The 25,973-nt window shown below is 62.7% G+C and carries 18 protein-coding genes and 4 tRNA genes; 14 read left to right on the top strand and 8 right to left on the bottom strand.

The window, feature by feature from the left end:
* Positions 1-99: 99 nt before the first annotated feature.
* A complete protein-coding gene (locus ACO77H_RS19080) occupies positions 100-1,908 on the top strand; it encodes a di-heme-cytochrome C peroxidase (protein ID WP_432754433.1) in 1,809 nt (602 codons plus the stop codon).
* 29 nt (positions 1,909-1,937) lie between these two features.
* On the top strand, positions 1,938-3,071 hold the full coding sequence (locus tag ACO77H_RS19085; RefSeq protein ID WP_432754434.1) for a catalase family protein: 1,134 nt from the start codon (positions 1,938-1,940) through the stop codon (positions 3,069-3,071).
* Between the two features lie 64 nt (positions 3,072-3,135).
* On the opposite strand, the gene ACO77H_RS19090 is transcribed toward ACO77H_RS19085, so the two are convergent.
* The 3 genes from ACO77H_RS19090 to ACO77H_RS19100 are packed head-to-tail and all read right to left on the bottom strand — an operon-like array spanning position 3,136 to position 7,775.
* The gene (locus ACO77H_RS19090; protein ID WP_169957204.1) at positions 3,136-4,104 is read right to left on the bottom strand and encodes a LysR substrate-binding domain-containing protein; all 969 of its coding nucleotides are present in this window, start codon (positions 4,102-4,104) and stop codon (positions 3,136-3,138) included.
* Between the two features lie 50 nt (positions 4,105-4,154).
* On the bottom strand, positions 4,155-6,164 hold the full coding sequence (locus ACO77H_RS19095) for a CocE/NonD family hydrolase (protein WP_432754435.1): 2,010 nt from the start codon (positions 6,162-6,164) through the stop codon (positions 4,155-4,157).
* Positions 6,165-6,191: 27 nt separating this feature from the next.
* Positions 6,192-7,775, bottom strand: coding sequence for a BCCT family transporter (locus ACO77H_RS19100; RefSeq protein ID WP_432754436.1), 1,584 nt, complete (start codon positions 7,773-7,775; stop codon positions 6,192-6,194).
* Positions 7,776-8,458: 683 nt separating this feature from the next.
* On the opposite strand from ACO77H_RS19100, the gene kdpF reads away from it, so the two are divergent.
* From kdpF to ACO77H_RS19130, 6 genes are all read left to right on the top strand, one after another.
* The gene (kdpF, locus tag ACO77H_RS19105) at positions 8,459-8,512 is read left to right on the top strand and encodes a K(+)-transporting ATPase subunit F (RefSeq protein WP_231590042.1); all 54 of its coding nucleotides are present in this window, start codon (positions 8,459-8,461) and stop codon (positions 8,510-8,512) included.
* A gap of 107 nt (positions 8,513-8,619) precedes the next feature.
* Positions 8,620-10,326 (top strand): potassium-transporting ATPase subunit KdpA, encoded by a 1,707-nt coding sequence (kdpA, locus tag ACO77H_RS19110; RefSeq protein ID WP_432754437.1) that lies wholly within the window; start codon positions 8,620-8,622, stop codon positions 10,324-10,326.
* Positions 10,327-10,336: 10 nt separating this feature from the next.
* Positions 10,337-10,990, top strand: a complete 654-nt coding sequence (kdpC, locus tag ACO77H_RS19115; protein WP_432754438.1) for a K(+)-transporting ATPase subunit C — start codon at positions 10,337-10,339, stop codon at positions 10,988-10,990.
* Between the two features lie 12 nt (positions 10,991-11,002).
* The gene (kdpB, locus tag ACO77H_RS19120) at positions 11,003-13,072 is read left to right on the top strand and encodes a potassium-transporting ATPase subunit KdpB (RefSeq protein ID WP_169957213.1); all 2,070 of its coding nucleotides are present in this window, start codon (positions 11,003-11,005) and stop codon (positions 13,070-13,072) included.
* A 192-nt stretch (positions 13,073-13,264) separates the two neighbouring features.
* Positions 13,265-15,916: a DUF4118 domain-containing protein gene (locus tag ACO77H_RS19125; RefSeq protein ID WP_432754439.1), complete on the top strand. Its 2,652-nt coding sequence runs from the start codon at positions 13,265-13,267 to the stop codon at positions 15,914-15,916.
* On the top strand, positions 15,913-16,605 hold the full coding sequence (locus tag ACO77H_RS19130) for a response regulator (RefSeq protein ID WP_169957394.1): 693 nt from the start codon (positions 15,913-15,915) through the stop codon (positions 16,603-16,605). Before ACO77H_RS19125 ends, ACO77H_RS19130 begins: the two co-directional genes overlap by 4 nt.
* An 87-nt stretch (positions 16,606-16,692) precedes the next feature.
* On the opposite strand, the gene ACO77H_RS19135 is transcribed toward ACO77H_RS19130, so the two are convergent.
* Both ACO77H_RS19135 and ACO77H_RS19140 read right to left on the bottom strand, forming a co-directional pair.
* Positions 16,693-16,769 (bottom strand) — tRNA-Asp (locus tag ACO77H_RS19135).
* An 18-nt stretch (positions 16,770-16,787) separates the two neighbouring features.
* Positions 16,788-16,863 (bottom strand) — tRNA-Val (locus tag ACO77H_RS19140).
* Positions 16,864-17,063: 200 nt separating this feature from the next.
* Here ACO77H_RS19140 and ACO77H_RS19145 point away from each other — a divergent pair.
* From ACO77H_RS19145 to ACO77H_RS19155, 3 genes are all read left to right on the top strand, one after another.
* Positions 17,064-17,582, top strand: coding sequence for a sigma-70 family RNA polymerase sigma factor (locus ACO77H_RS19145; protein ID WP_170042669.1), 519 nt, complete (start codon positions 17,064-17,066; stop codon positions 17,580-17,582).
* 7 nt (positions 17,583-17,589) lie between these two features.
* Positions 17,590-18,573, top strand: coding sequence for a FecR family protein (locus tag ACO77H_RS19150; protein WP_432754440.1), 984 nt, complete (start codon positions 17,590-17,592; stop codon positions 18,571-18,573).
* A gap of 78 nt (positions 18,574-18,651) precedes the next feature.
* Complete coding sequence (locus tag ACO77H_RS19155) at positions 18,652-21,090, top strand: TonB-dependent siderophore receptor (RefSeq protein WP_432754441.1); 2,439 nt, start codon at positions 18,652-18,654, stop codon at positions 21,088-21,090.
* 150 nt (positions 21,091-21,240) lie between these two features.
* Here the strand turns inward: ACO77H_RS19155 and ACO77H_RS19160 are convergent.
* Together ACO77H_RS19160 and ACO77H_RS19165 are read right to left on the bottom strand one after the other, a co-directional pair.
* Positions 21,241-21,317, bottom strand: a tRNA-Asp gene (locus tag ACO77H_RS19160).
* Between the two features lie 19 nt (positions 21,318-21,336).
* Positions 21,337-21,412, bottom strand: a tRNA-Val gene (locus ACO77H_RS19165).
* Between the two features lie 159 nt (positions 21,413-21,571).
* Here ACO77H_RS19165 and rdgC point away from each other — a divergent pair.
* The 3 genes from rdgC to sugE all read left to right on the top strand — a co-directional run bounded on the left by rdgC (position 21,572) and on the right by sugE (position 24,020).
* Positions 21,572-22,492: a recombination-associated protein RdgC gene (gene rdgC, locus ACO77H_RS19170; protein ID WP_169956841.1), complete on the top strand. Its 921-nt coding sequence runs from the start codon at positions 21,572-21,574 to the stop codon at positions 22,490-22,492.
* A 151-nt stretch (positions 22,493-22,643) separates the two neighbouring features.
* The gene (locus tag ACO77H_RS19175; RefSeq protein WP_170042667.1) at positions 22,644-23,600 is read left to right on the top strand and encodes a bile acid:sodium symporter family protein; all 957 of its coding nucleotides are present in this window, start codon (positions 22,644-22,646) and stop codon (positions 23,598-23,600) included.
* Between the two features lie 105 nt (positions 23,601-23,705).
* Entirely contained in the window at positions 23,706-24,020 is a 315-nt protein-coding gene (gene sugE / locus ACO77H_RS19180) for a quaternary ammonium compound efflux SMR transporter SugE (protein ID WP_057438900.1), read from the top strand.
* A 72-nt stretch (positions 24,021-24,092) separates the two neighbouring features.
* On the opposite strand, the gene ACO77H_RS19185 is transcribed toward sugE, so the two are convergent.
* Positions 24,093-25,967 carry an MFS transporter gene (locus ACO77H_RS19185; RefSeq protein WP_432754442.1) on the bottom strand — a complete coding sequence of 625 codons (1,875 nt, stop codon included), beginning with the start codon at positions 25,965-25,967 and terminating at the stop codon, positions 24,093-24,095.
* Between the last annotated feature and the right edge of the window lie 6 nt (positions 25,968-25,973).

Genomic DNA, 25,973 nt, shown 5'->3' on the forward strand with positions numbered 1-25,973 from the left:
CGGCGTAGCGAAAACCGCCTGCGTAGACGGATCATGGCTACTTGCCGCCTACCGCGCTCAGTGGCATAAGGGCACAACAACTCGACAAGGATAGTTATCTTGCGCATTTTTTCCCGTGTTTTACTCCTGATCCTGTCATTTATGGGACTGCTGCTGGCGGTGGTCCTTTATTACGTGATCAACCCCAGGCTCCCGGATTACGTGGCGGTGCAGCAGGTGCACTACCAGGACCAATGGAGCGCCGCCGACCGCCAGGCCTACTACTTCACGCCCCAGGGCACCCAGGTAAAAGGCCTGCGCTATAACTGGTTCACTGCGCTGGAGCTGCCGTTTTCCGAGCAGCGTTTTGCCGAGCCGGCCAACCTCGCGCGCTTCGGTTTCCTGGTGGACCCGCGACAACAGGCCACACCCCAGAACCCCGGCAACCTGCCCGTAGGCTTCGCCCGGCACAAGAATGCCGGCAGCAACGACGAGTTTCTCGATATCACCTGCGCCGCCTGCCATACCGGCGAGTTGCATTTCAATGGCCAGGCCCTGCGCATCGATGGCGGCTCTGCGCAACATGTGCTGCCCTCCAGCGTGCCAACCTTGCGCGGCGGCAGCTTTGGCCAGGCCCTGGTGGCCAGCCTCGCCTCTACCTATTACAACCCGTTGAAGTTCAGGCGCTTTGCCCACAGCGTGCTGGGGGATCAATACGACGCCCAGTACGATCAGTTGCGCCAGGACTTCAAAAAGTCCCTGGACAACTTCCTCAAGGTGGCCTGGAACGATACCCACCGCGGCCTCTACCCGACCGAAGAAGGCCCCGGGCGCACCGACGCCTTCGGCCGCATCGCCAATGCCAGCTTTGGCGACGCCATTTCCCCGGAAAACTACCGTATCGCCAACGCGCCAGTGGACTACCCGCAGCTGTGGGACATGTGGACCTTCGACTGGGTGCAATGGAACGGCTCGGCCCAGCAACCCATGGCGCGCAACATCGGCGAGGCGTTGGGCGTAGGCGCGACCCTGGCGTTCTTCGACAGCGCTGGCCAGCCGCTCAAGGGCGATGCGCGCTACCCGTCCAGCGTGCGCGTGCGTGACCTGAACCTGATCGAAGAAACCCTGCAACGGCTCAAGCCACCGGTTTGGCCTGAAGCGCTGTTCGGCGCCATCGACAAACCCCTGGCCGCCCGAGGACGTGCGCTGTTCGCGGAAAACTGCGCGGCCTGCCATGTGCCCAGCGTGAGCGAAGTCAACGGGCGCCCGGTGCAGCAGTTGAAGATGCTGCCAGTGGACTACATCGGCACCGACCCGGGCACCGCCAGCAACATTGCCGACCAGCGCTACGACCTCAGCGCCCTGCAATGGGACCCGGCCGAACTGGCGCAGTTGAATGTCGAACTGCACCCCACGCCGACCGAACCGCTGGATCTGCGCAGCCTGTCCGTGGCCAAGGGCCTGGCCTATGTCACAGCGTTTGTCGAAGAGCACGCCTACCGCGCCGCCGGCATCACAGCGGCCGAACGCCCGCGCCTGGACGGCTACGGCCTGCCCATCGGCGTGCGCGAACTGCGCGCCTACAAGGCCCGCCCACTGGCGGGTGTGTGGGCCACGCCGCCGTTCCTGCACAACGGTTCGGTGCCGACGATCTACCAGTTGCTTTCGCCCCAGTACGAGCGCAGCCGCACCTTCTATAAAGGCACCTTCGACTACAACCCGCGTCACCTGGGTTATCGCACCGAGGCGTTTAAAAATGCATTCCTGTTCGACACCAACATCACTGGCAACCACAACAGTGGCCACGAGTTTCGCGCCGGCAAGCGTGGCAATGGGGTGATCGGCCGCGGCCTTGAGCCTGAGGAGCGTTGGGCGCTGCTGGAATACCTGAAAGTACTGGGCGGCCCCCTGGAGCAACAACTGCCATGACTTCCCCATTTCGATACAAGGACCGTTCCATGCTCGCTCGACTGTGGCTGCGCCTCGGCGCGTTTCTCGGCAAGACGCTGTTATGGCTGGTAGGCCTGGGCCTGCTCGGCTGGTTGTTGTCGACCCTGTGGTTCGCCTGGCACCACCGCGGCCCGGTGTCGGCCGAGGAACAGATTCCGCCCGGCGAAGCGGCCATGACCCAAGGCATCATTCAGACGGCGGTGCGCATTGTCGACCAGCATCGCGAAGGCACCCGTTACCTGCGCGATGCCCATGCCAAGGCCCACGGCTGCGTAAAAGCCGAAGTCAGCGTGCTGCCAAACCTTGACCCGGCGCTGCGCCAGGGCGTGTTCGCCGAGCCGGGCAAGACCTGGCAGGCGATGATGCGCCTGTCCAACGGCAACGCTTATCCACAGTTCGACAGCATCCGCGACGCCCGCGGCATGGCGATCAAGCTGCTGGACGTGCCGGGCAAGCAACTGCTGGCCGACCAGCAGGCGCGCGGCGAGCAGGACTTCGTGATGTTCAGCCACCCCAACTTCTTTGTCAGTGATGTGGCGGAATATGCGCAGAACGTCGGGGCCCAGGCCGACGGCAAGAAAGTCATGGCATTTTTCCCCAGCCTCGACCCTCGCAGTTGGCAGGTGCGCCATCTGTTTATTGCCCTGGCGACATTGGCGCCGGCACCGTCCAGCCCGACCGAGACCACGTACTTTTCGGTATCGCCCTACAAGTTCGGCAGCGCCAACGCCAAGTTTCGCGTCGCCCCAGACCCGCAAAGCTGCCCGCAATACCATCTGCCCAAGCAGAACCAGGACTTGCCGAACTTCCTGCGCAGCGCCTTGAGCCAGCAGTTGTCCACCGACCGCATCGACGCTTGTTTTGTGTTGCAGATCCAGCGCCAGAACCCGCAGAAATACATGCCCATCGAAGACACCAGCATCGAATGGAAGGAAAGCGACGCGCCCTACGAGAGCGTGGCGAAAATTCGCATTCCGGCGCAGGACTTCGATACACAGGCCTTGAACCTGGCCTGTGACAACCAGTCGTTCAACCCATGGTTTGGCGTGGAGGAACACCGGCCGATTGGGGGGATCAATCGGCTGCGCAAGGCGGTGTATGAGGCGGTGAGTGATTATCGGCATAGCCGCAACGCCCCCTGAATAATGCCTGTGGGAGCGGGCTTGCTCGCGCTGACGTCAGCAAGAACGCCTCACCGCGTCATCGTTAACGATCATCGCGGGCAAGCCCGCTCCCACAGAAAAGCCCCTGCGGCGTTGTATCGGATGCCGTCAGCAACCATTGCTGAAAACTGCGCGCCGCCGAGGGTGGGTTGCGATGCTGCGGTTGCATCAGTTGCAGGCGGCCACGACTGTGCATGTGATGGGGCAAGGCCAATTGCAGGCGTCCGGCAGCCAGCTCGCCTTCAAGCAGGCACTTCCAGCCCAGGGCTACGCCATGCCCCATCACTGCCGACTGCATCAGCAACTGATAGCTGTTGGTGCGCAAGGCGTGACGAGGCGTGTGGTACTGCGCACCGATGTCGGCGAACCAGTCGGTCCAGGTCAACCAGTCGTGATAGTGGTCTTCTACGATCAACAGGGTATGGCTGCGCAGCAGGTGCTCGGCGTCGCGGATCGCGCCATGGCGCTCGATATAGCCGGGGCTGCATACGGCGATGACCTGCTCACTGGCAAACACCGGGGTCAGTTCCAGGCCAAGGGGCGCTGGCAGTTCGTCGAGGTGATAGAACAGGCCCAGGTCATATTCGCTGACATCCAGGTGACTCGGGCTTTCACTGCACAGGATGCGGATATCCAGCTCCGGGTGCTCATCCTGGAAGGCCGGCAGCAGCGCGGCGAGCCAGATGGAACTGATGGTCGGCGTGCTGGCCAGGGTCAGCTGGCGATCGGCACCGCGTCGACGCAGCTCCGCCGATTCGCGATCAAGCTCGCGCAGCAGGCGCTGGATGGTGCGAAAGTAACGCACGCCGGCCGGGGTCAGACTCAGCCCCAACGCCAACCGATAAAACAGCGGTCGCGCCAGGTCTTCCTCCAGGCGCTTGATCTGCCGGCTCACTGCGCTTTGGGTCAGGTTCAGTTCGTGGGCCGCCTGGGTAAAGCTCAAATGCCGGGCGGCGGCCTCAAACGTCTGCAAACAATTGAGCGGTGGAAGGTCGACGTTTCGGCGCGACATGCAGGGATCCGTGGCTGATCAGATAAGCAGGCATCCTGCCACTTGCCCACTCACAACGCGACCCGCGCGACTCGTTTGCTCCAGCTTCGCTGATGCACCTGCACCCCGTTTTCCCACGCCTGCTGGTGCGCCTCGATGTAGAACCACTGGGCGTCGGCGTGCACCTGCAAGTGGCTGTCGACCGCCACCGACCACTGCGCGCGCTCGACACGGTACTGCCAGTGGATATCGGCCTGGGCCGACAACGGGTCCCAGGGCATGGTGCGATATTGCTCGGTGCACCGCTGGTCCACCGCCAGGCCATGGTCGGTGAAGCGCACGGCGCCCAGGTCGTCCTCGATGTTTACGCACACTTCGCCACTGCCCACGTCCTCGATCAAGGTACGTTTCGGCGCAGCCGCCCGCAGCACCTCCAGCGCCGCCGGGGTAGCCGCTTGCGGGGCCTCGAACGGGCATGGCACGGCCGCGCCGCTGAAAATCGGCAATTGCACACGTTGCACGGCGGGCAGCAGGGTCAGGGTGGTCAGTTCGCGGCTGGGCCACAGTAGCGGGAAGCTCGCGGTGCTCAGGGCCAGGCGCAGGCGGTAGCCGGCCGGCACCCGCGTGCCGACATGATCCAGGCTCAGTTGCACATCCAGCGGTTCGCCTGGCACAGGTGGCGTCAGACGGGAGAAGTCTTCACGTAAGGCAAGGTTGAGCACCCCGTAGGTGATCTGCGTGACTTGCCCGTCGGGCGCCACCGCATTCAGGCGCGCCACCAGTTGCCCGCAAGAGGTATCGCTGGCCAGGCGCAGTTGCAAGCGCACATCCCCCAGCAGCGCCAGGGGTTCGGCCAGTGGCTGAGAGTCGAAGCACAAAGACTGCGCATCGTCGCGGCGCTGATCGGTGGGGCCGTCGGGGCCAAACCAGATGGCGCAGTACTCGCCCTGGTGCAGGCCGGTGGTCAGTGGCGAACAGATACTGCGCGGGCCGCCCAGCGCCTGCTGGCCCGGGCGCAGGCCATGGTCGGTCAGGCTGTAGTCGGTCCATTGCACCTGGGGATCGGGCCAGCCCGAGGTCTGCACCCAGATGCCTGGGCGTTCGGCATAACTGCCCTTGGGCGCCAACACATCCTGTAGGTAAAAGGTGCAGGCCGCGTCGTCCATCACCCGATTGTCGATACCTTTAAGCCAGTGGTCCCACCAGCGCTTGGCCTCCTGCAGGAAGCCAATGGCCGGGTTGGGCACGGCGAAATGCGGGTACTTGTGAATCCACGGGCCGATCACGGCTTTTTTCGGCCCCGGCAGATGCTGCATCAGGCGCGGCACCGCATTCTTGTAGGCATCGCCCCAACCGCCGACGGCGTACACCGCCGCCTTGATCGCCGAGTAGTCCTCGCAGACCGAGCCGTGACGCCAGTAGGCATCGCGGGTCTGGTGTTGCAGCCAGGTCTCGGCCAGCAGCGGCATGGCGTCGAGGCGTTGCTGCCACAGGGTTTTCCAGGTATCGCCAACCAGCAGCGGGTCGGGCACTGCCGCGCTGAAGTTGAGCATGGTCGCGGCCCAGCCGAAGTTCTCCAGCAGCAGGTTGCCGCCCTTGTAATGGATGTCATCGGCAAAGCGGTCATCGGTGGAGCACAGGGTGATGATCGCCTTCAATGCTTCGGGCTGGCGCGCAGCGACTTGCAGGCTGTTGAAGCCGCCCCAGGAGATGCCCATCATCCCCACGTTGCCGTCGCACCAGGGCTGCTGGCACAGCCAGTCGATCACTTCGAGGGCGTCATCCTGCTCCTGCAACAGGTACTCATCGGCCATCAAGCCTTGGGATTCGCCGTTGCCGCGCATATCGACCCGCACGCAGGCATAGCCCTGCCCCGCCATCCATGCGTGGGTCAGGGCATCGCGCACCGCCGTGCCATCGCGCTTGCGATAGGGCAGGTATTCGAGGATCGCCGGGAAGGCCTGCGCGCCGGCGGCGTCAGGCAGCCAGATACGCGCTGCCAGTTGTGTGCCATCGCTCATGGGGATCAGGCAGTGCTCGATCTCGCGAACCTTGTAGGCAAATTCGGTGACGATTTCCATGGGTAACTCCAACAACAAAGAGGCAAGTCAGCGGGCAAAATCCGTCACCGGGCTGGCACCACGCAGGCCAGGTTCGACATGGACCGCGGGGATCTTGACGTCCAGCAGCGCGGGGTTTTTCAACCAGTAGAGCAACGACGTGCTGGCCAGCAGCACCAGAATCATTCCCGGCAGGCCGCCGAGGTTGGAGAGCATCTTCACCCCGTCGATGCCGACAAAGGCCACCATGACCCAGGACACCGTGCCGATGATCACGCCCCAGACAATCTTCAGCAGCGGGTTGCCATCCAGGTCCGAATCGGCGGTGACGCCCTTGCTGCACAGGTTGGCGATCACGTCGGTACTGGAGTCGGCGGCGGTGACGAACGAGATAAACGCGACAAACAGCAAAAACGCGATCATCAGGCCGCTGGCCGGCAACTGCTGGAACATCTGGTACAGCACATGCTCCACGCCTTGCTCGTTGAGCACGCGGTTCAAGCTGCCATCGCCCAGGGCATCGAAATACAGGCTGCTGCCGGAGAAGATGCAAATCCACAACGCGGTGAACAGCGCCGGGTACAGCATGTTGATCTGGATAAATTCGCGCACCCGGTAGCCCCGGCCGATCTTGCCGAGGAACAGCGCACTCACCGGCGCCCAGGCGAACCATACCGACCAGTAGAACACCGTCCAGCTCTGCGGCCAGCTGTCGCCACTGGCGGCGCCGGTGGACAGGCTGCGGCTGAAGAAGGTGTCGAGGTAGACCCCCAGGGACTCGACGCCCAGGCTGAAGATGTACAGGGTTGGTCCGCACAACCATACAAACGCGCCCAGGGCCAACATGATCCAGGTGTTGAACGACGACAGCATGACGATGCCGCGCTGCAAGCCACTGGCGGCCGAGGCGACAAAGGTGAACACGATCACCGCGATGATCAGGGCCAGGCGCAAGGGCGTGGTCTCGCCGCCAATGTACTGGCTCAGGCCGCCGGACAGGGTCAGTGCGCCGGTGCCCAGGGACGACGCCATGCCCGCCACCAGGGCGAACATCGCCAGGGTGTCGATCAACCCGGCATACCGCTTGACCCGCCGGGCGCCGAGCAAGGGTTGCAACATGGCGCCAATCGAGAAGTTGCTGCGCAGGTTGTAGAACACCAGGGCAAAGACCAGGGAGGGCACCAGGTAAATCGCGTAGGGCGTGAGGGTCCAGTGCAGGAACATCGTCGACAGGGCAAAGCTCTTGGCCGCCGCGCTGCCCGCCTCGATCGGCAGGCTGGAGGGTGGCGAGTACAGGTGGTAGAGCGGCTCGGCCGTGGTCCAGAACAGCACGCCCACCGCCAGGGTGGTACACAGCGCGACCATGAACCAGCGCCATTTGCTCAACAGCGACGTAGCACCCTCCCCGCCGATACGCACGTTGCCCAGGGGCGAAAAATACACAATGGCCGTGAGCACCACCATGGCGAAAGAGCCGGCACTGAACAGCCAGGAGAAGTTTTGCAGGATCACGGTGTTGAGCTGTTTGCTCACGGCAAGGAATGCGGTGAGGTCGACGTAGCTGGCGATTACCGCCGCCAACAGAATCAGAAAAGTTGGCCAGAAGACCAAAGGACGCAATGGGTATTTCATCTCGTGCGCTTCCCCAGACAGACTATTTTTATTGCCTTTGCAGGCCATTGTTAGAAGCGGGCACTGTGCCGCCTTGAAGTCTTCGCGTGGCTATAGATAAGCGTGGGTGCCGGCTGCGGTGCAATCGACCAATGGGTATGAGGGTATTCCGCCAGGTCATGGCCAATCCGGGGGACAGCCGGGATCGTCGAGACCACCACCGCGTAAAGAGTTCATATAGTTCGCCCATTCGCCATAACGTTTACGTCGCCGCTATTGAGTAACCAAGTGCAAACGCCCTACCGTCACTTCCTACCCAAACACCCGTAGGAAGTCATCGTGGAAAGTTCAACTTTAGGCATGCTCGTCCTGTCAATGATTGCGCTCTTCGGCACTGCCGCGTTTTGCTTCGAACACCTCGCTACCCGCAGCGAGAAGAAAAACAAAACCAAATAAGCGGGTCATTAACATCAGCAGCACCCCAGTGTTTAAAGGGATACCCGGGCGGCGGGCGATCCCTTTTTTTCGTGCGCCCGGCCGAACTTTTTCTATATACCGTCTTAATACCGCTAACGCTAATCAGTGCCCGAACTTGATACCCCAAAGATTAACCTCCCCGCGTCCGCAGTTGCGGCTTATTCAATCAGGGGAGTTACACCGTGCTCACACTCACGTTCATTTATATCGCCAGCGGCTTATGTGCCGTGGGGCTGTTCGCTTACTTGGGCTACGCCCTTATTCGCGCAGAAAAATTCTAGGGAGCTGGCCATGTACGACCTGATGTTTATCAGCCTTTCCCTGGTGTTTTTTGTTGCGACTGCCATGGCCATTGTCGCCATGGGCAAGATTTGAACGGAGCCACGACATGTTAAGCACGCTGCTGGAATTTACGCTGGTCCTGGGGGTAATGACGGGGCTCGCCGTACTGATGGGTAAATGGCTGACCCGGGTCTTCACCGGGACCCACCATGCCTTGCCGGAACGCTATACCTATCGCCTGCTGGGCATCGACCCACAAGAAACCATGGGCTGGGCCCGCTTCGGTACGGCGCTGTTGTTGTCGAACGCGGCAATGATGCTGCTGGGCTACCTGGTCCTGCGCCTGCAGGCGGTCATGCCGATCAACCCGCTGGGGCTCACCGCGCAATCGCCGGACCTGGCGTTCAACACCGCCGCGTCCTTTATTACCAATACCAACTGGCAGGCGTACTCGGGCGAGACCAGCCTGTCGAACTTCAGCCAGATGGCGGTCATCACCTTTCTGATGTGCGTCGGCGCCACCTCCGGCGTGGTCGCGGCGGCCGGTTTCATTCGCGGCTTGAGCCGTTCCAGTTCGGGCGATCTCGGTAACTTCTGGGTCGACTTCACCCGCACGCTGTACCGCGTGATGCTGCCGCTGTGCGTGGGCATGGCGCTGGTGTACGTCTGGCAGGGCATGCCGCAGACCTTCGCCTCCCAGGCCCTGGTCACCACCCTGGAAGGGGCGCAGCAACAGTTGATTGTCGGTGCAGTGGCCAGCTTTGAATCGATCAAGCACATCGGCACCAACGGCGGCGGTTTCTTCAGCATGAACGCCGCGCACCCGTTCGAAAACCCGACGCCGCTGACCAACATCCTGCATATCCTCAGCATGTTGCTGATCCCCTCGGCACTGACCTACACCTTCGGCAGCATGCTGATGCAACGTCGCCAGGGCTGGGTGTTTTTCGGCACCTTCCTGGTGATGTTCATCGGCTTCCTTGCCCTGGTCTACGGCGCCGAGCAAAGCGGCAACCCGCTGCTGACCCAGGCCGGCGCCAACCAGACCCTGTCGCAGGAGCACAGCGGCGGCAACATGGAAGGCAAGGAGCTGCGCTTCGGCATCGCCGACAGCAGCCTGTTCATTGCCACCACCACGGCGGCAACCACCGGTTCAGTCAACACCATGCACGACTCGCTGACCCCCATGGGCGGCTTCGTGCCCCTGGCGCAGATGATGCTCAACTGCGTGTTCGGCGGCGACGGCGTGGGCTTTATCAACCTGATCCAGTACGCCCTGCTGACGGTGTTCCTGGTGGGCATGATGATCGGCCGCAGCCCGGAGTTCCTCGGCAAGAAAATCGAGGCGCGGGAGATCAAGCTGGTGATGCTCTCGGTGCTCGCGCACCCCATCAGCATCCTCGGTTTTACCGCCCTCGCCGCCCTGTGGCCCGACACCATGGCCAGCCTCAACAACATCGGCCCCCATGGGTTCAGCGAGGTGTTGTACGCCTACACCTCCGGCACCGCCAACAACGGCTCGGCCTTTGCCGGCTTGAACGCCAACACGCCGTTTTTCAACACCACCATTGGCCTGGCGATGTTGATCGGGCGCTTCTTCACCATGCTGCCGATGCTGGCCGTGGCCGGCTCCCTGGCGATGAAAAAAACCGTGACGGCCGGTGCCGGGACCATTCCCACCGCGACCCCGCTGTTCATGCTGCTGGTGGTGTTCGTGGTGCTGGTGGTCGGCGGCCTGACCTTTTTGCCGGCGCTCGCGCTCGGCCCGCTGGTGGAGCAACTGCAGTTGCTGTCCGGCCAGACGTACAACTGAGGACACGTAGATGACAACCCAATCGATATTCAAGGGGCTGTTGCGCCCGGTGCTGGTTTCGGCGGTGTTTTTCATGCTGTTGACGGGGCTCGCCTACCCGGCGTTCACCACCGTGGCCGCACAGCTGATATTCCCGTTCCAGGCCCGCGGCTCGCTGATTGAACGCGATGGCCTGGTCATGGGCTCGACCCTGATCGGCCAGCACTTCACCCGGGCGCAATACTTCCACGGGCGCCCGAGCATGACCCTGGGCGCCGACCCGCAAGACCCAGGTAAAAGCGTCTCGCAGCCGTATAACGCCGGTTCCAGCGGCGCCAGCAACCTGGGCCCAACCAGCCAGAAACTGGTGGATCAGGTGGCCGCCCGCGTGCAGGCCTATCGCCTGGCCAACGGCCTGGCCGCCGACGCCCAGGTGCCGGTGGACGCGGTCACCGCGTCCGCCTCGGGCCTCGACCCGCATATCTCGGTGGCCAATGCGCGCCTGCAACTGCCACGGGTCGCGCGCCTGCGGCAGATCCCCGAAGCCGAACTGCTGCAACTGGTCAGCCAGCACACCAGCGCACGCACCCTCGGCCTGCTCGGCGAGCCACGGGTCAATGTGCTGCAACTCAACCTTGCGCTGGATGCCCGCCAGCCATCGCCGCCTATTGCGGCCAGTGAGTAAGAGATTGCCCTCATGAAAAATGCTCGTTTACCTCTGTTTGATCGCGCCATCGTGCTCACCGCGTGTGGGGATGCGCTGAAGAAACTGCTCCCCCAGGCGCAATGGAAAAACCCGGTGATGTTCGTGGTCTACCTGGGCAGCATCCTCACCACCCTGCTGTGGTTCCAGTCCCTGGGCGGCCAGGGTGAAGCGCCCAGCGGTTTTATCCTCAGCATCACCTTGTGGCTGTGGTTCACCGTACTGTTCGCCAACTTCGCCGAAGCCCTGGCCGAGGGCCGCAGCCGCGCCCAGGCCGCCAGCCTGCGCGGGATGAAACGCCAGACGTTGGCCAAGTTGCTGCAACAGCCCAAGCACGGCGCCGCGTGGCTGCCGACCGAAGCGTCGCTGCTGCGCAAGGACCAGGTGGTGCTGATCGAAGCCGGCGACCTGGTGCCGCTCGATGGCATCGTGATCGAGGGCGTGGCGTCGGTGGATGAAAGCGCGATCACCGGCGAATCGGCGCCGGTAATTCGCGAGTCCGGCGGCGATTTTTCCTCGGTCACCGGCGGCACGCGCGTGCTGTCGGACTGGTTGGTGGTGCGCATCAGCGTCAACCCCGGCGAGTCGTTCCTGGACCGCATGATCTCGATGGTCGAATCGGCCAAGCGCCAGAAAACCCCGAACGAAGTGGCCCTGACCATCCTGCTGGTGGGCCTGACGCTGTTGTTCCTGCTGGTGATCGCCACGCTGAGCCCTTACTCGATCTTCGCCGTGGCCATGAGCGGCAGCGGCAGCGTGGTCAGTGCCACGGTACTGGTGGCGTTGCTGGTGTGCCTGATCCCCACCACCATCGGCGGCCTGCTCTCGGCCATCGGCGTGGCGGGCATGAGCCGGATGATGTCAGCCAATGTCATCGCCACCTCCGGGCGGGCGGTCGAGGCGGCGGGTGACGTCGACGTATTGCTGCTGGACAAGACCGGCACCATCACCCTGGGCAATCGCCAGGCCAGCAGCTTTTTGCCGGCGCCGGGCATCCAGGAAGCGGACTTGGCGGATGCCGCGCAATTGGCCTCCCTGGCCGACGAAACTCCGGAAGGCCGCAGTATCGTGGTGCTGGCCAAGCAGAAGTTCGACATCCGCGCGCGGGACATCAACCAACTGGGCGCCAGCTTTGTGCACTTCACCGCGCAAACCCGCATGAGCGGCGTAGACCTGCCCGCAGGCCGGGCGATTCGCAAGGGCGCAGCCGACGCGATCCGCAGCCATATCGAAGCCTTGGGCGGCAGTTTTCCGTCAGCCTTGCAGGCCAGGGTCGATGAAGTCTCGCGGCGCGGCAGCACCCCGCTGGTGGTCAGCGACGGCGCCACGGCGCTAGGTGTGGTGGAGCTCAAGGACGTGGTCAAGAGCGGCATCAAGGAGCGCTTTGCCGAACTGCGGCGCATGGGCATCAAGACCGTGATGATCACCGGCGACAACCGCCTGACCGCCGCCGCCATTGCGGTGGAGGCCGGGGTGGATGACTTCCTCGCCGAAGCCCGCCCGGAAGACAAGCTGCAATTGATCCGCGACTACCAGGCCAAGGGCAAGCTGGTGGCCATGACCGGCGACGGCACCAACGACGCGCCGGCGCTGGCCCAGGCCGACGTGGCGGTGGCGATGAACAGCGGCACCCAGGCAGCCAAGGAGGCCGGCAACATGGTCGACCTCGACAGCAACCCGACCAAGCTGATCGAAGTGGTCGAGGTGGGCAAACAGATGCTGATGACCCGCGGCGCCCTCACCACCTTCAGCGTGGCGAATGACGTGGCGAAGTACTTTGCAATCATCCCGGCGGCGTTTGTCGCGACCTATCCCCAGCTCGGCGCGTTGAACGTGATGCAACTGAGCAGCCCCAACTCGGCGATTCTCAGCGCGGTGATTTTTAACGCGCTGATCATCGTCGCGCTGATTCCCCTGGCCCTGCGCGGCGTGACTTACCGCGCAATCGGTGCGGCGGCGCTGCTCAACCGCAACCTGCTGGTCTATGGCCTGGGCGGGGTGTTGGTGCCGTTTGCCGGGATCAAGCTGATCGACATGCTCTTGACCGCAGTGGGCTTGGTGTAACGACTAACCCCCATGTGGGAGCGGGCTTGTCGGATCGCCGCATCGCCGCGAAGACGTCGGCCCAGCAGACATTGATGTTGACTGACCCACTGCTTTCGCGAGCAAGCCCGCTCCCACAGGGGATCTGCGCTTAACTGACTGCCATTAAGGCAAGCCCGCTCCCACACTTGAACCGCATTGACCAGGAATGACATGCCCGCCTTAAACAACGCACGCCCCGACCCCGACGCCCTGCTCGCTCGGGTCCAACAAGAAGAACAGGCCGCCTTGCGCGGCAAATTGCGTATCTACTTTGGCTCCAACGCCGGGGTCGGCAAGACCTGCGCGATGCTCGAAGCGGCGCGCCGCGAAACTGGCCGTGGTCGTGACGTACTGGCCGGCGTGGTGGAAACCCACGGCCGCCAGGACACCGCCGAGCGGCTCCACGGCCTCGAACAACTGCCCCGTGCCCAGCACCTGCACCGTGAATTCGCCCTCAGCGAATTTGACCTCGACGCCGCCCTCTTGCGCCACCCTGGCGTGTTACTGGTGGACGAACTGGCCCACAGCAACGTGCCCGGCTCACGCCACCCCAAACGCTGGCAAGACGTGGAAGAACTGCTCAGCGCCGGCATCGACGTGTGGACCACCCTCAATGTGCAGCACCTGGAAAGTCTGAATGACCTGGTCAGCGGGATCATCGGCATACGTGTGCGTGAAACGGTGCCCGACCATGTGTTCGATAACGCCCACGAAGTGGTGGTGATCGACCTGCCGCCCGACGATCTGCTGCAACGCCTCAAGGACGGCAAGGTGTACCTGGGCCCGGCGGCGGCACGCGCGTCTGAGCATTTTTTCCGCAAGGGCAACCTGTTGGCGCTGCGCGAGCTGGCCCTGCGGCGCACGGCCGACCGGGTCGACACGCAGATGCGCGTGTACCGCCGCGAACAGTCGATCAAGACCCTGTGGCCGGCCCGCGAACGGCTGTTGGTCGGCATAGCCGGGGACGCAGGCGATGAGCGCCTGGTGCGTGAAGCGGCGCGCCTGGCGCAAAAACTGGAGGCCGACTGGATTGTCGTGCACGTGGCCTCGGCCCAGGGGCGCGGCGCCAGGCGCTACTCGAGCGCGATGAAAACCCTGGCCCTGGCCGAAGAGTTCGGCGCGGACACCGCCACGCTGCCGGGCATGGACGTCGCCGAAGCGCTGGTGGCCTGTGCCCGTGAGCACAACGCCAATCGCCTGGTACTCGGCCATCATCCGCGCCGCCGGTGGCAGTTCTGGCATCAGTCGGTCAGCGATCGGATCAGCCGCCACCACCCGCAAATCGACCAGATCGTGATGGCCCACGGCCTGCTGCCGGGCACGCCTGCCGTGCCCGAAAAAACAGCAACATTGCCCGGTACGCGATTGGCCTATCTCTGGGCCAGCCTGGCCTGTTTCGCCGCCAGCGCCGTGGCCGCACTGCTGTTGCAAGTGTTCGACCTGGCCAACGTGGTCATGCTGTTTTTGCTCACGGTGGTGCTGGTAGCGCTGCGCTTTGGACGCGGCCCCGGCGTGTGGGCAGCGATGCTCGCGGTGCTGTGTTTTGACTTCTTTTTCGTCCAGCCACGCTACTCATTCACGGTCAACGACACCCAGTACTTCTTCACCTTTGCCTTGATGCTCGGCATCGCCCTGATCACCGGCCAACTCACCGCGCGCCTGCGCCACGAAGCGCGCACCGCCGCCGCACGGGAACGCCGCGCGACCTCCCTGGCGCGCCTGGCCCGCGACCTGTCGGCGGCGCTGACGGTGGAGCAAATCAGTGAAGTCGCGCTGCGCACCTTCAGTGGCGTCTTCGAAGCACGGGTCGGCCTGGCCCTGCCCGACGCCGCCGATGGCGTCCACAGCGTGAGCGCCGCTGGGCTGCCGATCGACGACAGCATCGCGCAATGGGCATACGACCACGGCCACCCCGCTGGCCACGGCACCGACACTTTGTCGGCGGCCAAGGGCTGTTACTGGCCACTCAAGGCGCCGATGCGCGTGCGCGGCGTGCTGGTGCTGGAACTGGCCCAACGCGATCGCTTGAACGACCCGCAAGAACGCCGCCTGCTGGAAGCCTGCATGAGCCAACTGGCGATTGCCCTGGAGCGCGTGCATTTCGTTGAAGTGGCGCAAAGCACCCTGGTGCAGATGGAAGGCGAGAAAATGCGCAACACCCTGCTCGCGGCAATCTCCCATGACCTGCGCACGCCGCTGACCACCCTGATCGGCGCCGCCGAGACCGCCCTGCCCCACGCCCCGCCGGGGCCACTGAACGAGCTGCTGCATGGCATCCACGAACAGGCCATATCCATGCAGCGCCTGATCGAAAACCTGTTGGACATGGCGCGCCTGCAAGAGCGCGGTGTGCGCCTGAACCGCCAATGGCACTCCCTGGAAGAAATCGTCGGCAGCGCCCTGCGCCAATTGCGCGAACCACTGGCGCACCACCGCGTACACACCACGCTCGACGCACAGTTGCCGCTGGTGGAAGTCGATGGGCTGCTGATCGAGCGGGTGCTGGTCAACCTGCTGGACAACGCCGCCAAGTACACCCCGCCGGGTACCACCATCAGCGTGGCCGCCAGCCAGGCCGGCGAGCAGATTGTGCTTGAGGTCAGCGACACCGGCCCCGGTCGCGCACCGGCCAATCTGTTCGAGCCCTTCACGCGCGGCCAGCAGGAATCGTCGGTGGCCGGCATCGGCCTGGGCCTGGCGCTGGTCAAGCGCATCGTCGAGGCCCACGGCGGGCGCATCCAGGCCAACCCCGGCCGCACGGGCGGCATGCATTTCACCATCACGCTACCCGCAGGCACCCCGCCTGCCATGGAACCCTTATGAGCACTGCACGCATCCTGATTGTTGAAGACGAGGCCAATATCCGCCGCTTTGTGCGCATTGCCCTGCAAGACGAAGGCTTTCAGGTGTTCGAGGCCGACAGCGTCAAACGTGGGCTGATTCATGCTGCCAGCCGTCAGCCGGACCTGGTGATTGTCGACCTTGGCTTGCCGGACAGCGATGGCAAGCAACTGATCAGCGAACTGCGCGGCTGGCTGGCGGTGCCGATCCTGGTGCTGTCGGCGCGTGACCGTGAAGAAGAAAAAGTTGCCGCCCTGGACGCGGGCGCCGATGACTACCTGACCAAGCCGTTTGGCGTGCCCGAGTTGCTCGCGCGTATCCGCGCCCAACTGCGCCGGCACGGGCACACCGGCACGGTGGTGGCCACCAGCAAGGTGGCGTTTGGCGAGATTGCAGTGGACCTGGCGACCCACCAAGTGTGGCGCTCAGGCCAACCGGTGCACTTGACGCCCATCGAGTACCGCCTGCTCTGCGCCATGGTTCGCGGCCAGAACCGCGTACTGACGCACCGGCAACTGCTGCTGGAAGTGTGGGGCCTGGATTACGTCGACCGCGCCCACTATCTGCGGGTGCATATGGCGCATCTGCGGCAAAAGCTGGAGGTGGATCCGGCACAGCCGCAGTACTTCATTACCGAACTGCAGGTGGGCTACCGGTTGGTGGGGTTGTAGAACCGCAAATCCCGGGCACAAAAAAGCCCGCTCATTGAGCGGGCTTTGCGGGTTGACCTGGCGTTCAGCATTCCAGGTAACCGAATATGGCGCAGCGGACGGGACTCGAACCCGCGACCCCCGGCGTGACAGGCCGGTATTCTAACCGACTGAACTACCGCTGCGCGTAGCATTGGACGTAATGGTGGGTGATGACGGGATCGAACCGCCGACCCTCTGCTTGTAAGGCAGATGCTCTCCCAGCTGAGCTAATCACCCTTTACGTTCGGTGCGGGGCGCATCATATACGAAAAATCCGCAATGTGTTGATTTAAATGCAATTTATTTGAAATATCTTTTCGCCGGCAGCCAACAGCCCGCAAACCTGCGCTTTTAGCGGGTAAACGCGAGTCTATTGCGTTTACCCTGCCCCGGGGCCACAATTAGAAACCATTCTCAATAACACCTGAGCCACGCCTATGTCTGTGGGTGAACCGCCATTCCAACGGGAAATAACCCAGCTCTACAGCGAGCATCATGGCTGGCTGCTCACCTGGCTGCGGCGCAAGCTGGGCTGCCGGCAGAATGCCGCCGACCTGGCACAGGACACGTTCGCACGTATCCTCAATACCCGTGAATCGGTGGCGACGATCCGCGAACCCCGGGCCTACTTGAGCACTACCGCGCGGCGGCTGATTATCGACCAGGCCCGGCGCAAACAGATTGAGCAAGCCTATCTGCAAGAGTTGGCCCTGACGGTGGACGCGCTCGAAGGTTTCCAGTCGCCGGAGCAGATCCACACCACCCTGGAAGCCCTGGAACAGATCGCGTTTATCCTTGAAGGCATGCATGAGTATTCGCGCCAGGCGTTTGTGCTGTATTACCTCGAAGAACTGACTCAGCAGCAGATCGCCCGGCAACTCAAGCTCTCGGAACGCACCGTGCGCAAATACCTGATCCTGGCCCTGGTGCATTGCGGCCACAGTATGGACACCTGAGCCACCTATGCCCGACGCCCGCCAACAGATCGAAGAACAAGCCGCCGAGTGGATGCTGCGCCTGCATGAAGGTGAGCTGAGCGAAGCGCAGCGCCTGGCGTTCGAGTGCTGGAAGCAACAAGGCCCGCACTACGCCGCCGCTGCCGCACGCATGGAGGCGGTGATTTCGCGGATGCAGGCCCTGCGCGGGAAAAAGGCACCGGCACGGGCGGCGCTGAATGCGGCGTTCGCCACCCAGCAATCGCGCCGCAGCAAACGCACCGTGCGCACCCTGTTGCTGCTGTGCAGCCTGGCAGTGCCTGCGGCGGCGCTGTTGGTCAGCCCGTATCCGCAGCGCTGGATGGCCGATGTGCGCAACGGCCCCGGCCAGTGGCAGACCCTGCGCCTGGCGGACGGCTCGGCACTGAGCCTCAATGGCATCAGCGCGGCCAACCTGCATTTCGACGCCACGCAGCGGCGCATCGAACTGCTGCAAGGCGAGATCCTGGTGGAGGTAGCCCACGATCAGGCGCGGCCGTTTATCGTGCAGACCGCCCAAGGCAGCATGCGCGCACTGGGCACGCGGTTTGTGGTCAAGCGCGAGGGCGACAGCACCGTGCTGAGCATGCTCGAATCCCGCGTGGCCGCCCACAGCGCCGATGCCCGGCAGACCCTGGAAGTCGCCGCCGGCTCCCAGGCCCTGATCAATGCAGACAGCGTACGCCTGACCGGCAGCATCGACCCGTCCAGCATCAACGAAGCCTGGCGCCGCCATCAACTGGTGGTGGAAAACCGGCCATTGCCCGAGGTGCTGGATGAAATCTCCCGGCATCGGTCCGGCCGCCTGCAGTTTGATCGCGCCGCCCTGCAAAACCTGCGCGTGTCGGCCGTGATCCCCCTGGATGACAGCGACCACGCCCTGCAACTGCTGGCGCAAACCCTGCCGATAACCGTGCAAACCTATACCCCCTGGCTGGTCGTGGTGAACCCGGCCAACACCGCCAATAAATAATTATTCGCATTTGCTTCCGGTTTTTGTGCAGTTGCCCGTCAAGCAAGGTAATTCGACACCTAAAGGATTGCCTTCACCATGCACACCCCTTCCTACCCGCGTGGGCGCTTTGGCCTGCTGAGAAGTGCACCGTTTTCCCTGGCCGTGCTCGCCGCCACCGTTGGCGCCCTGCACCTCAACCTGGCCCAGGCGGATACGGCCAGCACCGCCGCCCAGGCGTACAACATTCCTGCCGGGCCCCTGGGCAGCTCGCTCAACCGCTTTGCCCAGCAGGCCGGCGTGGCGATTGTGTTCCAGTCCCGCGAGCTGCAAGGCCTCGATGGCCCGGGCCTGCAAGGCAACTACGGGATCCAGGACGGTTTCGACCGGCTGCTGCAGGGCAGCGGCTACGTCGCGGTAAAGGGCGACCAGGTGTATGCGCTGCAACCCGCGCCGACTGCCAGCAACGGCAGCATGGAACTGGGCCCGACCCAGGTCACCGGCAACCAGTTGGGTAACGTCACCGAAGACAGCGGGTCCTACACCCCCGGCAGCATCGCCACCGCCACGCGCCTGGTGCTGACGCCCAAGGAAACCCCGCAGTCCGTCAGCGTCGTTACCCGCCAGCACATGGACGACTTTGGCCTGAACAACGTCGACGATGTGATGCGCCATACCCCGGGCATCACCGTGTCGGCCTTCGACAGCGAGCGCAGCAACTACTACGCCCGTGGTTTTTCGATCAATAACTTCCAGTACGACGGCATTCCTTCGACGGCGCGCAACGTTGCCTATTCGGCGGGCAATACCCTGAGCGACATGGCGATCTACGACCGCGTCGAAGTGCTCAAGGGCGCCACCGGCCTGCTCACCGGCGCCGGCTCCCTGGGCGCGACGATCAACCTGGTGCGCAAGAAGCCCACCGCCGATTTCAAGGGGCATGCCACCCTCGGCGCCGGTTCCTGGGACAACTACCGCAGCGAACTGGACGTCAGCGGCCCGCTGACCGAGAGCGGTAATGTGCGTGGCCGGGCGGTCGCGGCCTACCAGGACAAGCAATCGTTCATGGACCACTACTCGCGCAAGAGCCCGACGTACTACGGCATCATGGAATTCGACCTGTCGCCGGACACCCTGCTGACCGTCGGCGGCGATTACCAGGATACGTTGCCCAAGGGCTCTTCCTGGTCAGGCAGCTTCCCGCTGATCAACTCCAAGGGCGAGCGCAACAAGGTCAAGCGCTCGTTCAACAACGCCGCCGACTGGAGCAGTTGGGAGCAATACACCCGCACCGTGTTCGCCATGCTCGAGCATGACCTGGGCAACGGCTGGGTGACCAAGTTGCAACTGGACCACAAGATCAACGGTTACCACGCGCTGATGGGTTCGATCCAGGGCGACCAGCCGCAGCCGGACGGCACCGCACAACTCACCTCAGGCAAGTACACCGGGGAAACAGTCAGCGATTCCGCCGACCTGTACGTGAGTGGCCCGTTCAGCCTGGGCGGGCGCGAGCATGAACTGGTGCTGGGCGGCTCCATCAGCGCCTCCGAATGGAAAGGCAAAGGCTATTGGAACCTCAGCCCTAACATCGTCGACTTCAATAACTGGCACGGCCACGCCGCTATTCCGGACTGGGGCGATGCCCAATCCCTGACCGACGACACCGTGCGCCAGACTGGCGCCTATGTGACCACACGCCTGAACCTGGCCGATGACCTCAAGCTGTTGCTGGGTGGGCGAGTGGTCAACTACCAGGTCACCGGCTATAACCCCAACTATCGCGAGTCCGGGCGATTCGTGCCGTACGTCGGCGCTGTGTATGACTTGAACGACACCTACTCGGTGTACGCCAGCTACACCGATATCTTCATGCCCCAGGAAAACTACAACCGCGACCGGGATAACAAGCTGCTTGAGCCGGATGAAGGCCAGAACTGGGAATTGGGCGTGAAAGCCGACTTCCTCGATGGCCGGGTGAACGCCAGCGCGGCGTACTTTGAAATCCATGAGTCCAATCGCGCTCTGTCGGATGACGCCTACAACAATCAGACGCCGATCCCATCCAACTATGCCTATAAGAGCAGCAAGGCGGTGACCAAGGGCTACGAAGTGGAGATGTCCGGCGAGATCGCCCCCGGCTGGCAGCTCCAGGCCGGCTACACCCACAAGATCGTGCGCGATGACAAGGACGTGAAGATCTCCACGTTCGAGCCTGAAGACCAGGTCAAGCTGTACACCACCTACAAGCTCAAGGGCGACCTCGACAAGTTGACCGTCGGCGGCGGCGTGCGCTGGCAGAGCGTGGGTTGGCAGGATATCTACAACACCCCGCATAACGGGTATGAGGAGTTTTCCCAGCAAGCCTACTGGCTGGTGGACCTGATGACCCGTTACCAGGTCACCAAAAATCTGTCGGCGACACTGAACGTCAACAACATCTTCGACAAGTCCTACTACACCAACATCGGCTTCTATAACTCGGCTGCCTACGGTGAACCACGTAACTTCATGGTCACTACGCGCTGGGATTTCTAAGCGCCCCATAAAAAACGCCCCCGGTCATCGGAAATGACCGGGGGCGTTTTTATGAGCGGGGATTTTCGCAAACCCCAGACAGCAAAAAGCCCGCTCGATGAGCGGGCTTTCTGTGGTGACCTGGCGTTCAGTGTTCCAGGTTACCGAATATGGCGCAGCGGACGGGACTCGAACCCGCGACCCCCGGCGTGACAGGCCGGTATTCTAACCGACTGAACTACCGCTGCGCGTAACACATGAAGCGAATGGTGGGTGATGACGGGATCGAACCGCCGACCCTCTGCTTGTAAGGCAGATGCTCTCCCAGCTGAGCTAATCACCCTTCGTTTCGGTGTGGCGCGCATTCTACGGAGCGACCATAAGTCTGGCAAGCACTTTCTTAAATCTTTTTTTTCAGCCCTTCCAATGGCTTAGGCAGGGTTGGCCTCAGGCCTTATCAAGAGAATAATGCCCCACTTTGTATAAAGGAGAGACTCACCCCATGTGGTTCAAGAACCTGCTTATCTATCGCCTGACCCAAGATCTGCCTGTTGATGCCGAGGCGTTGGAAGCTGCAATGGCCACCAAACCGGCGCGCCCTTGTGCAAGCCAGGAGTTGACCACTTACGGTTTCGTCGCGCCTTTTGGCAAAGGCGAAGACGCGCCCCTGGTGCACGTCAGCGGTGACTTCCTGCTGATCGCTGCGCGCAAGGAAGAACGTATCCTGCCCGGTAGCGTGGTGCGTGACGCGGTCAAGGAAAAGGTCGAAGAGATCGAAGCCGAGCAAATGCGCAAGGTCTATAAAAAGGAACGGGACCAGATCAAGGATGAAATCATCCAGGCCTTCCTGCCCCGCGCCTTTATCCGTCGTTCGTCGACCTTTGCTGCCATCGCACCGAAACAGGGCCTGATCCTGGTCAACTCGGCCAGCCCCAAGCGCGCCGAAGACCTGCTGTCGACCCTGCGTGAAGTGATCGGCACCCTGCCAGTACGCCCGCTGACCGTAAAAACCGCGCCAACCGCAATCATGACCGACTGGGTCACCACCCAGAAGCCGGCCGCTGACTTCTTCGTGCTCGACGAATGCGAACTGCGCGACACCCACGAAGACGGTGGCATCGTGCGCTGCAAGCGCCAGGACCTGACCGGCGAAGAAATCCAGCTGCACCTGACCACCGGCAAGGTCGTGACCCAACTGTCCCTGGCCTGGCAGGACAAGCTGTCGTTCATGCTCGACGACAAAATGACCGTCAAGCGCCTGAAGTTCGAGGACCTGCTGCAAGACCAGGCCGAACAGGACGGCGGCGACGAGGCCCTGGGCCAACTGGATGCAAGCTTTACCCTGATGATGCTGACCTTCGGCGACTTCCTGCCGGCACTGGTAGAAGCACTGGGCGGCGAAGAGACCCCGCAAGGCATCTAAAACAGGCACGCTCAATGTAGGAGCTGGCTTGCCTGCGATGGCGGTGTATCAGTTACAGAGTCAATGACTGACATACCGCTATCGCTGGCAAGCCAGCTCCTACGGTTGATGGGGTTGCCAGTTCCAGCACTCTAATAATAAGGACATCACCATGCGCGCACTCGCCGCCTTGAGCCGCTTCGTCGGCAATACCTTCGCCTACTGGGTGCTGATTTTTGCCGTAGTCGCGTTCCTGCAGCCCAGCTGGTTTATCGGCCTGAAAAGCGCCATCGTGCCGCTGCTGGGCCTGGTGATGTTCGGCATGGGCCTGACCCTCAAACTTGAAGATTTCGCCGAGGTCGCACGCCATCCGTGGCGCGTGGCCCTGGGTGTGGTCGCGCACTTTGTGATCATGCCCGGGGTGGCCTGGTTGCTGTGCCAGGCCTTCCAACTGCCACCGGAGATCGCCGTCGGCGTGATCCTGGTCGGCTGCTGCCCAAGCGGTACCTCGTCCAACGTCATGACCTGGCTGGCCCGGGGCGACCTGGCGCTGTCGGTGGCCATCGCCGCCGTCACCACCCTCCTCGCCCCGCTGCTCACCCCGGCGCTGATCTGGCTGCTGGCTTCGGCGTGGCTACCGGTGTCGTTCATGGAGCTGTTCTGGTCGATCCTGCAAGTGGTACTGCTGCCCATCGTGCTTGGGGTATTGGCACAACGCCTGCTGGGTGATCGGGTGCGACATGCCGTTGATGTGCTGCCACTGGTGTCGGTGGTCAGCATCGTGATTATCGTCGCGGCCGTGGTCGCAGCGAGCCAGGCGAAGATTGCCGAATCGGGTCTGCTGATCATGGCGGTGGTGATGCTGCACAACAGCTTCGGCTACTTGCTCGGTTACTTCACCGGCCGCGTGTTCAAGTTGCCACTGGCCCAGCGCAAGTCGTTGGCGCTGGAAGTGGGCATGCAGAACTCGGGGCTGGGCGCCGCACTGGCCAGTGCGCATTTTTCGCCACTGGCAGCGGTGCCCAGTGCGCTGTTCAGCGTCTGGCACAATATTTCCGGGGCGCTGTTGTCGACGTATTTCCGCCGGATGAGCGAGAAGGAAGATCGCAAGGCCCTTGCCGAAACTTGATCGGGTGCTGGCTTTTCGGCACTCTACCCATCTTCGCGGGGACGGCCCCGCGACTCGTTCGAGCATTAATCCGGGGACGACCCCACTTCTAAAAGGAAGGTCAATATGTCCTGGGTCATTCTGTTTTTCGCCGGGTTGTTTGAAGTTGGCTGGGCCGTCGGCCTGAAATACACCGACGGCTTCAGCAAACCAATGCCCACCGCCCTGACGATTGCCGCCATGGCCGTCAGCCTCGGCCTGCTGGGGCTGGCGATGAAGGAACTGCCGCTGGGCACCGCCTATGCGATCTGGACCGGGGTCGGTGCAGTGGGCACGGTGATTGCCGGGATTATCCTGTTTGGGGAGTCCATGGCGCTGTTTCGCTTGGCCAGTGTGGCGCTGATTATTGCCGGGTTGATCGGGCTCAAGATTAGCGCCTGATGCTTTTGCCGGCGATGAGTCCCTTGAATCCCGTGATGGATTTTCGGGCGCCATCGCCGGCAAGCCGGGCTCCTACCGGGTGGTACCACGCAGTGCCAGCACTTGTTCCTGCAAAGCCTGTGGCGTCGCCTGCTCCACTGCCAACGGCGGCCCCGCCACCAACGTCACCCGCGACCAGATCCGGTGAAAGACCCCCTTGTTCGGATCGCGGCTGAAAAAGCTCCCCCACAACCCCTGCAACGCCATGGGAATCACCGGTACCGGCGTTTCCTCGAGAATCCGCGTCACGCCACTCTTGAATTCGTTGATCTCACCGTCGCCGGTCAACTTGCCTTCCGGGAAGATGCACACCAGCTCGCCGTCCTTCAGATATTGGCTGATACGCTGGAAGGCCTTTTCGTAGATCTCCAGGTCTTCATGGCGCCCGGCAATCGGAATGGTGCCGGCCGTGCGGAAGATAAAGTTGAGCACCGGCAGGCGGTAGATCTTGTAATACATCACAAAGCGAATCGGCCGACGCACCGCGCCGCCAATCAGCAGTGCATCGACAAACGACACATGGTTGCACACCAGCAACGCCGCGCCTTCGTCCGGGATGTGTTGCAGGTCGCGATGCTGCACGCGGTACATGGAGTGGCCGAGCAGCCAGATCATGAAGCGCATGGTGAACTCGGGAACAATCCTGAAGATGTAGGTGTTGACCGCGATATTAAGCAGCGACACCACCAGGAACAGCTCGGGGATCGACAGCTTGGCCACGCTCAGCAGCAGGATGGTGACAATCGCCGAGACCACCATGAACAGCGCATTGAGAATGTTGTTGGCAGCGATCACCCGTGCCCGCTCGTTTTCAGCGGTACGCGACTGGATCAAGGCATACAGCGGCACGATATAGAAACCGCCAAACACCCCCAGGCCAAGGATATCGATCAACACCCACCAGGCCTGGCCGTAACCCAACACCGCCAGCCAATCGTTGGCCTGGACGTTCTGCGGGAAGTCGCCAGAATGCCACCACAGCAAAAGGCCAAACACCGTCAGGCCGAATGACCCGAAGGGCACCAGGCCGATTTCCACCTTACGCCCGGAGAGTTTTTCGCAGAGCATCGAGCCCAACGCGATACCGACCGAGAACACCGTGAGGATCAGGGTCACCACGGTTTCATCGCCATACAGCCACTCTTTGGCGTAGGCCGGGATTTGCGTGAGGTAGATCGCCCCGACAAACCAGAACCACGAGTTGCCGACAATCGAGCGCGACACCGCGGGTGTCTGCCCCAGGCCCAGGCGCAAGGTGGCCCAGGATTGGCTGAAGATATTCCAGTCCAGGCGCATCTGGGGGCTGGACGCCGCGGCGCGCGGGATCGCCCGGCTGGCCAGGTAGCCCAGCACGGCAATCGCGACAATCGCCGTGGACACCACCGGCGCGTAGTGCGCAGAGGACATCATCACCCCAGCGCCGATAGTCCCGGCGAGGATTGCCAGGAACGTGCCCATTTCCACCAGGCCGTTGCCGCCCACCAACTCCTCTTCATGCAGCGCTTGCGGCATGATCGAGTACTTCACCGGGCCAAACAGCGCCGAGTGGGTGCCCATGGCAAACAGCGCCAGCAACATCAGCTCCAGGTGGTTGGTCATAAAGCCCACGGCGCCGATGGCCATGATCACGATCTCGCCGATCTTGATCGCGCGGATCAGCGCATCCTTGTTGAATTTCTCGCCAAACTGCCCGGCCAGGGCCGAGAACAGGAAGAACGGCAGGATAAACAACAAGGCGCAGAGGTTGACCCAGATCGAGCGATCGCCCTCGATGGCCAGCTTGTAGAGAATGGCGAGGATCAACGACTGCTTGAAGATATTGTCGTTGAACGCCCCCAGGGACTGGGTGATGAAGAACGGCAGAAAGCGCCGTTTGCGCAGCAAGGTAAATTGCGAGGGGTGACTCATCGTCCG

Origin of the sequence: Pseudomonas sp. WMBT8 (assembly GCF_050916005.1) — a bacterium.
GTDB lineage: Bacteria > Pseudomonadota > Gammaproteobacteria > Pseudomonadales > Pseudomonadaceae > Aquipseudomonas.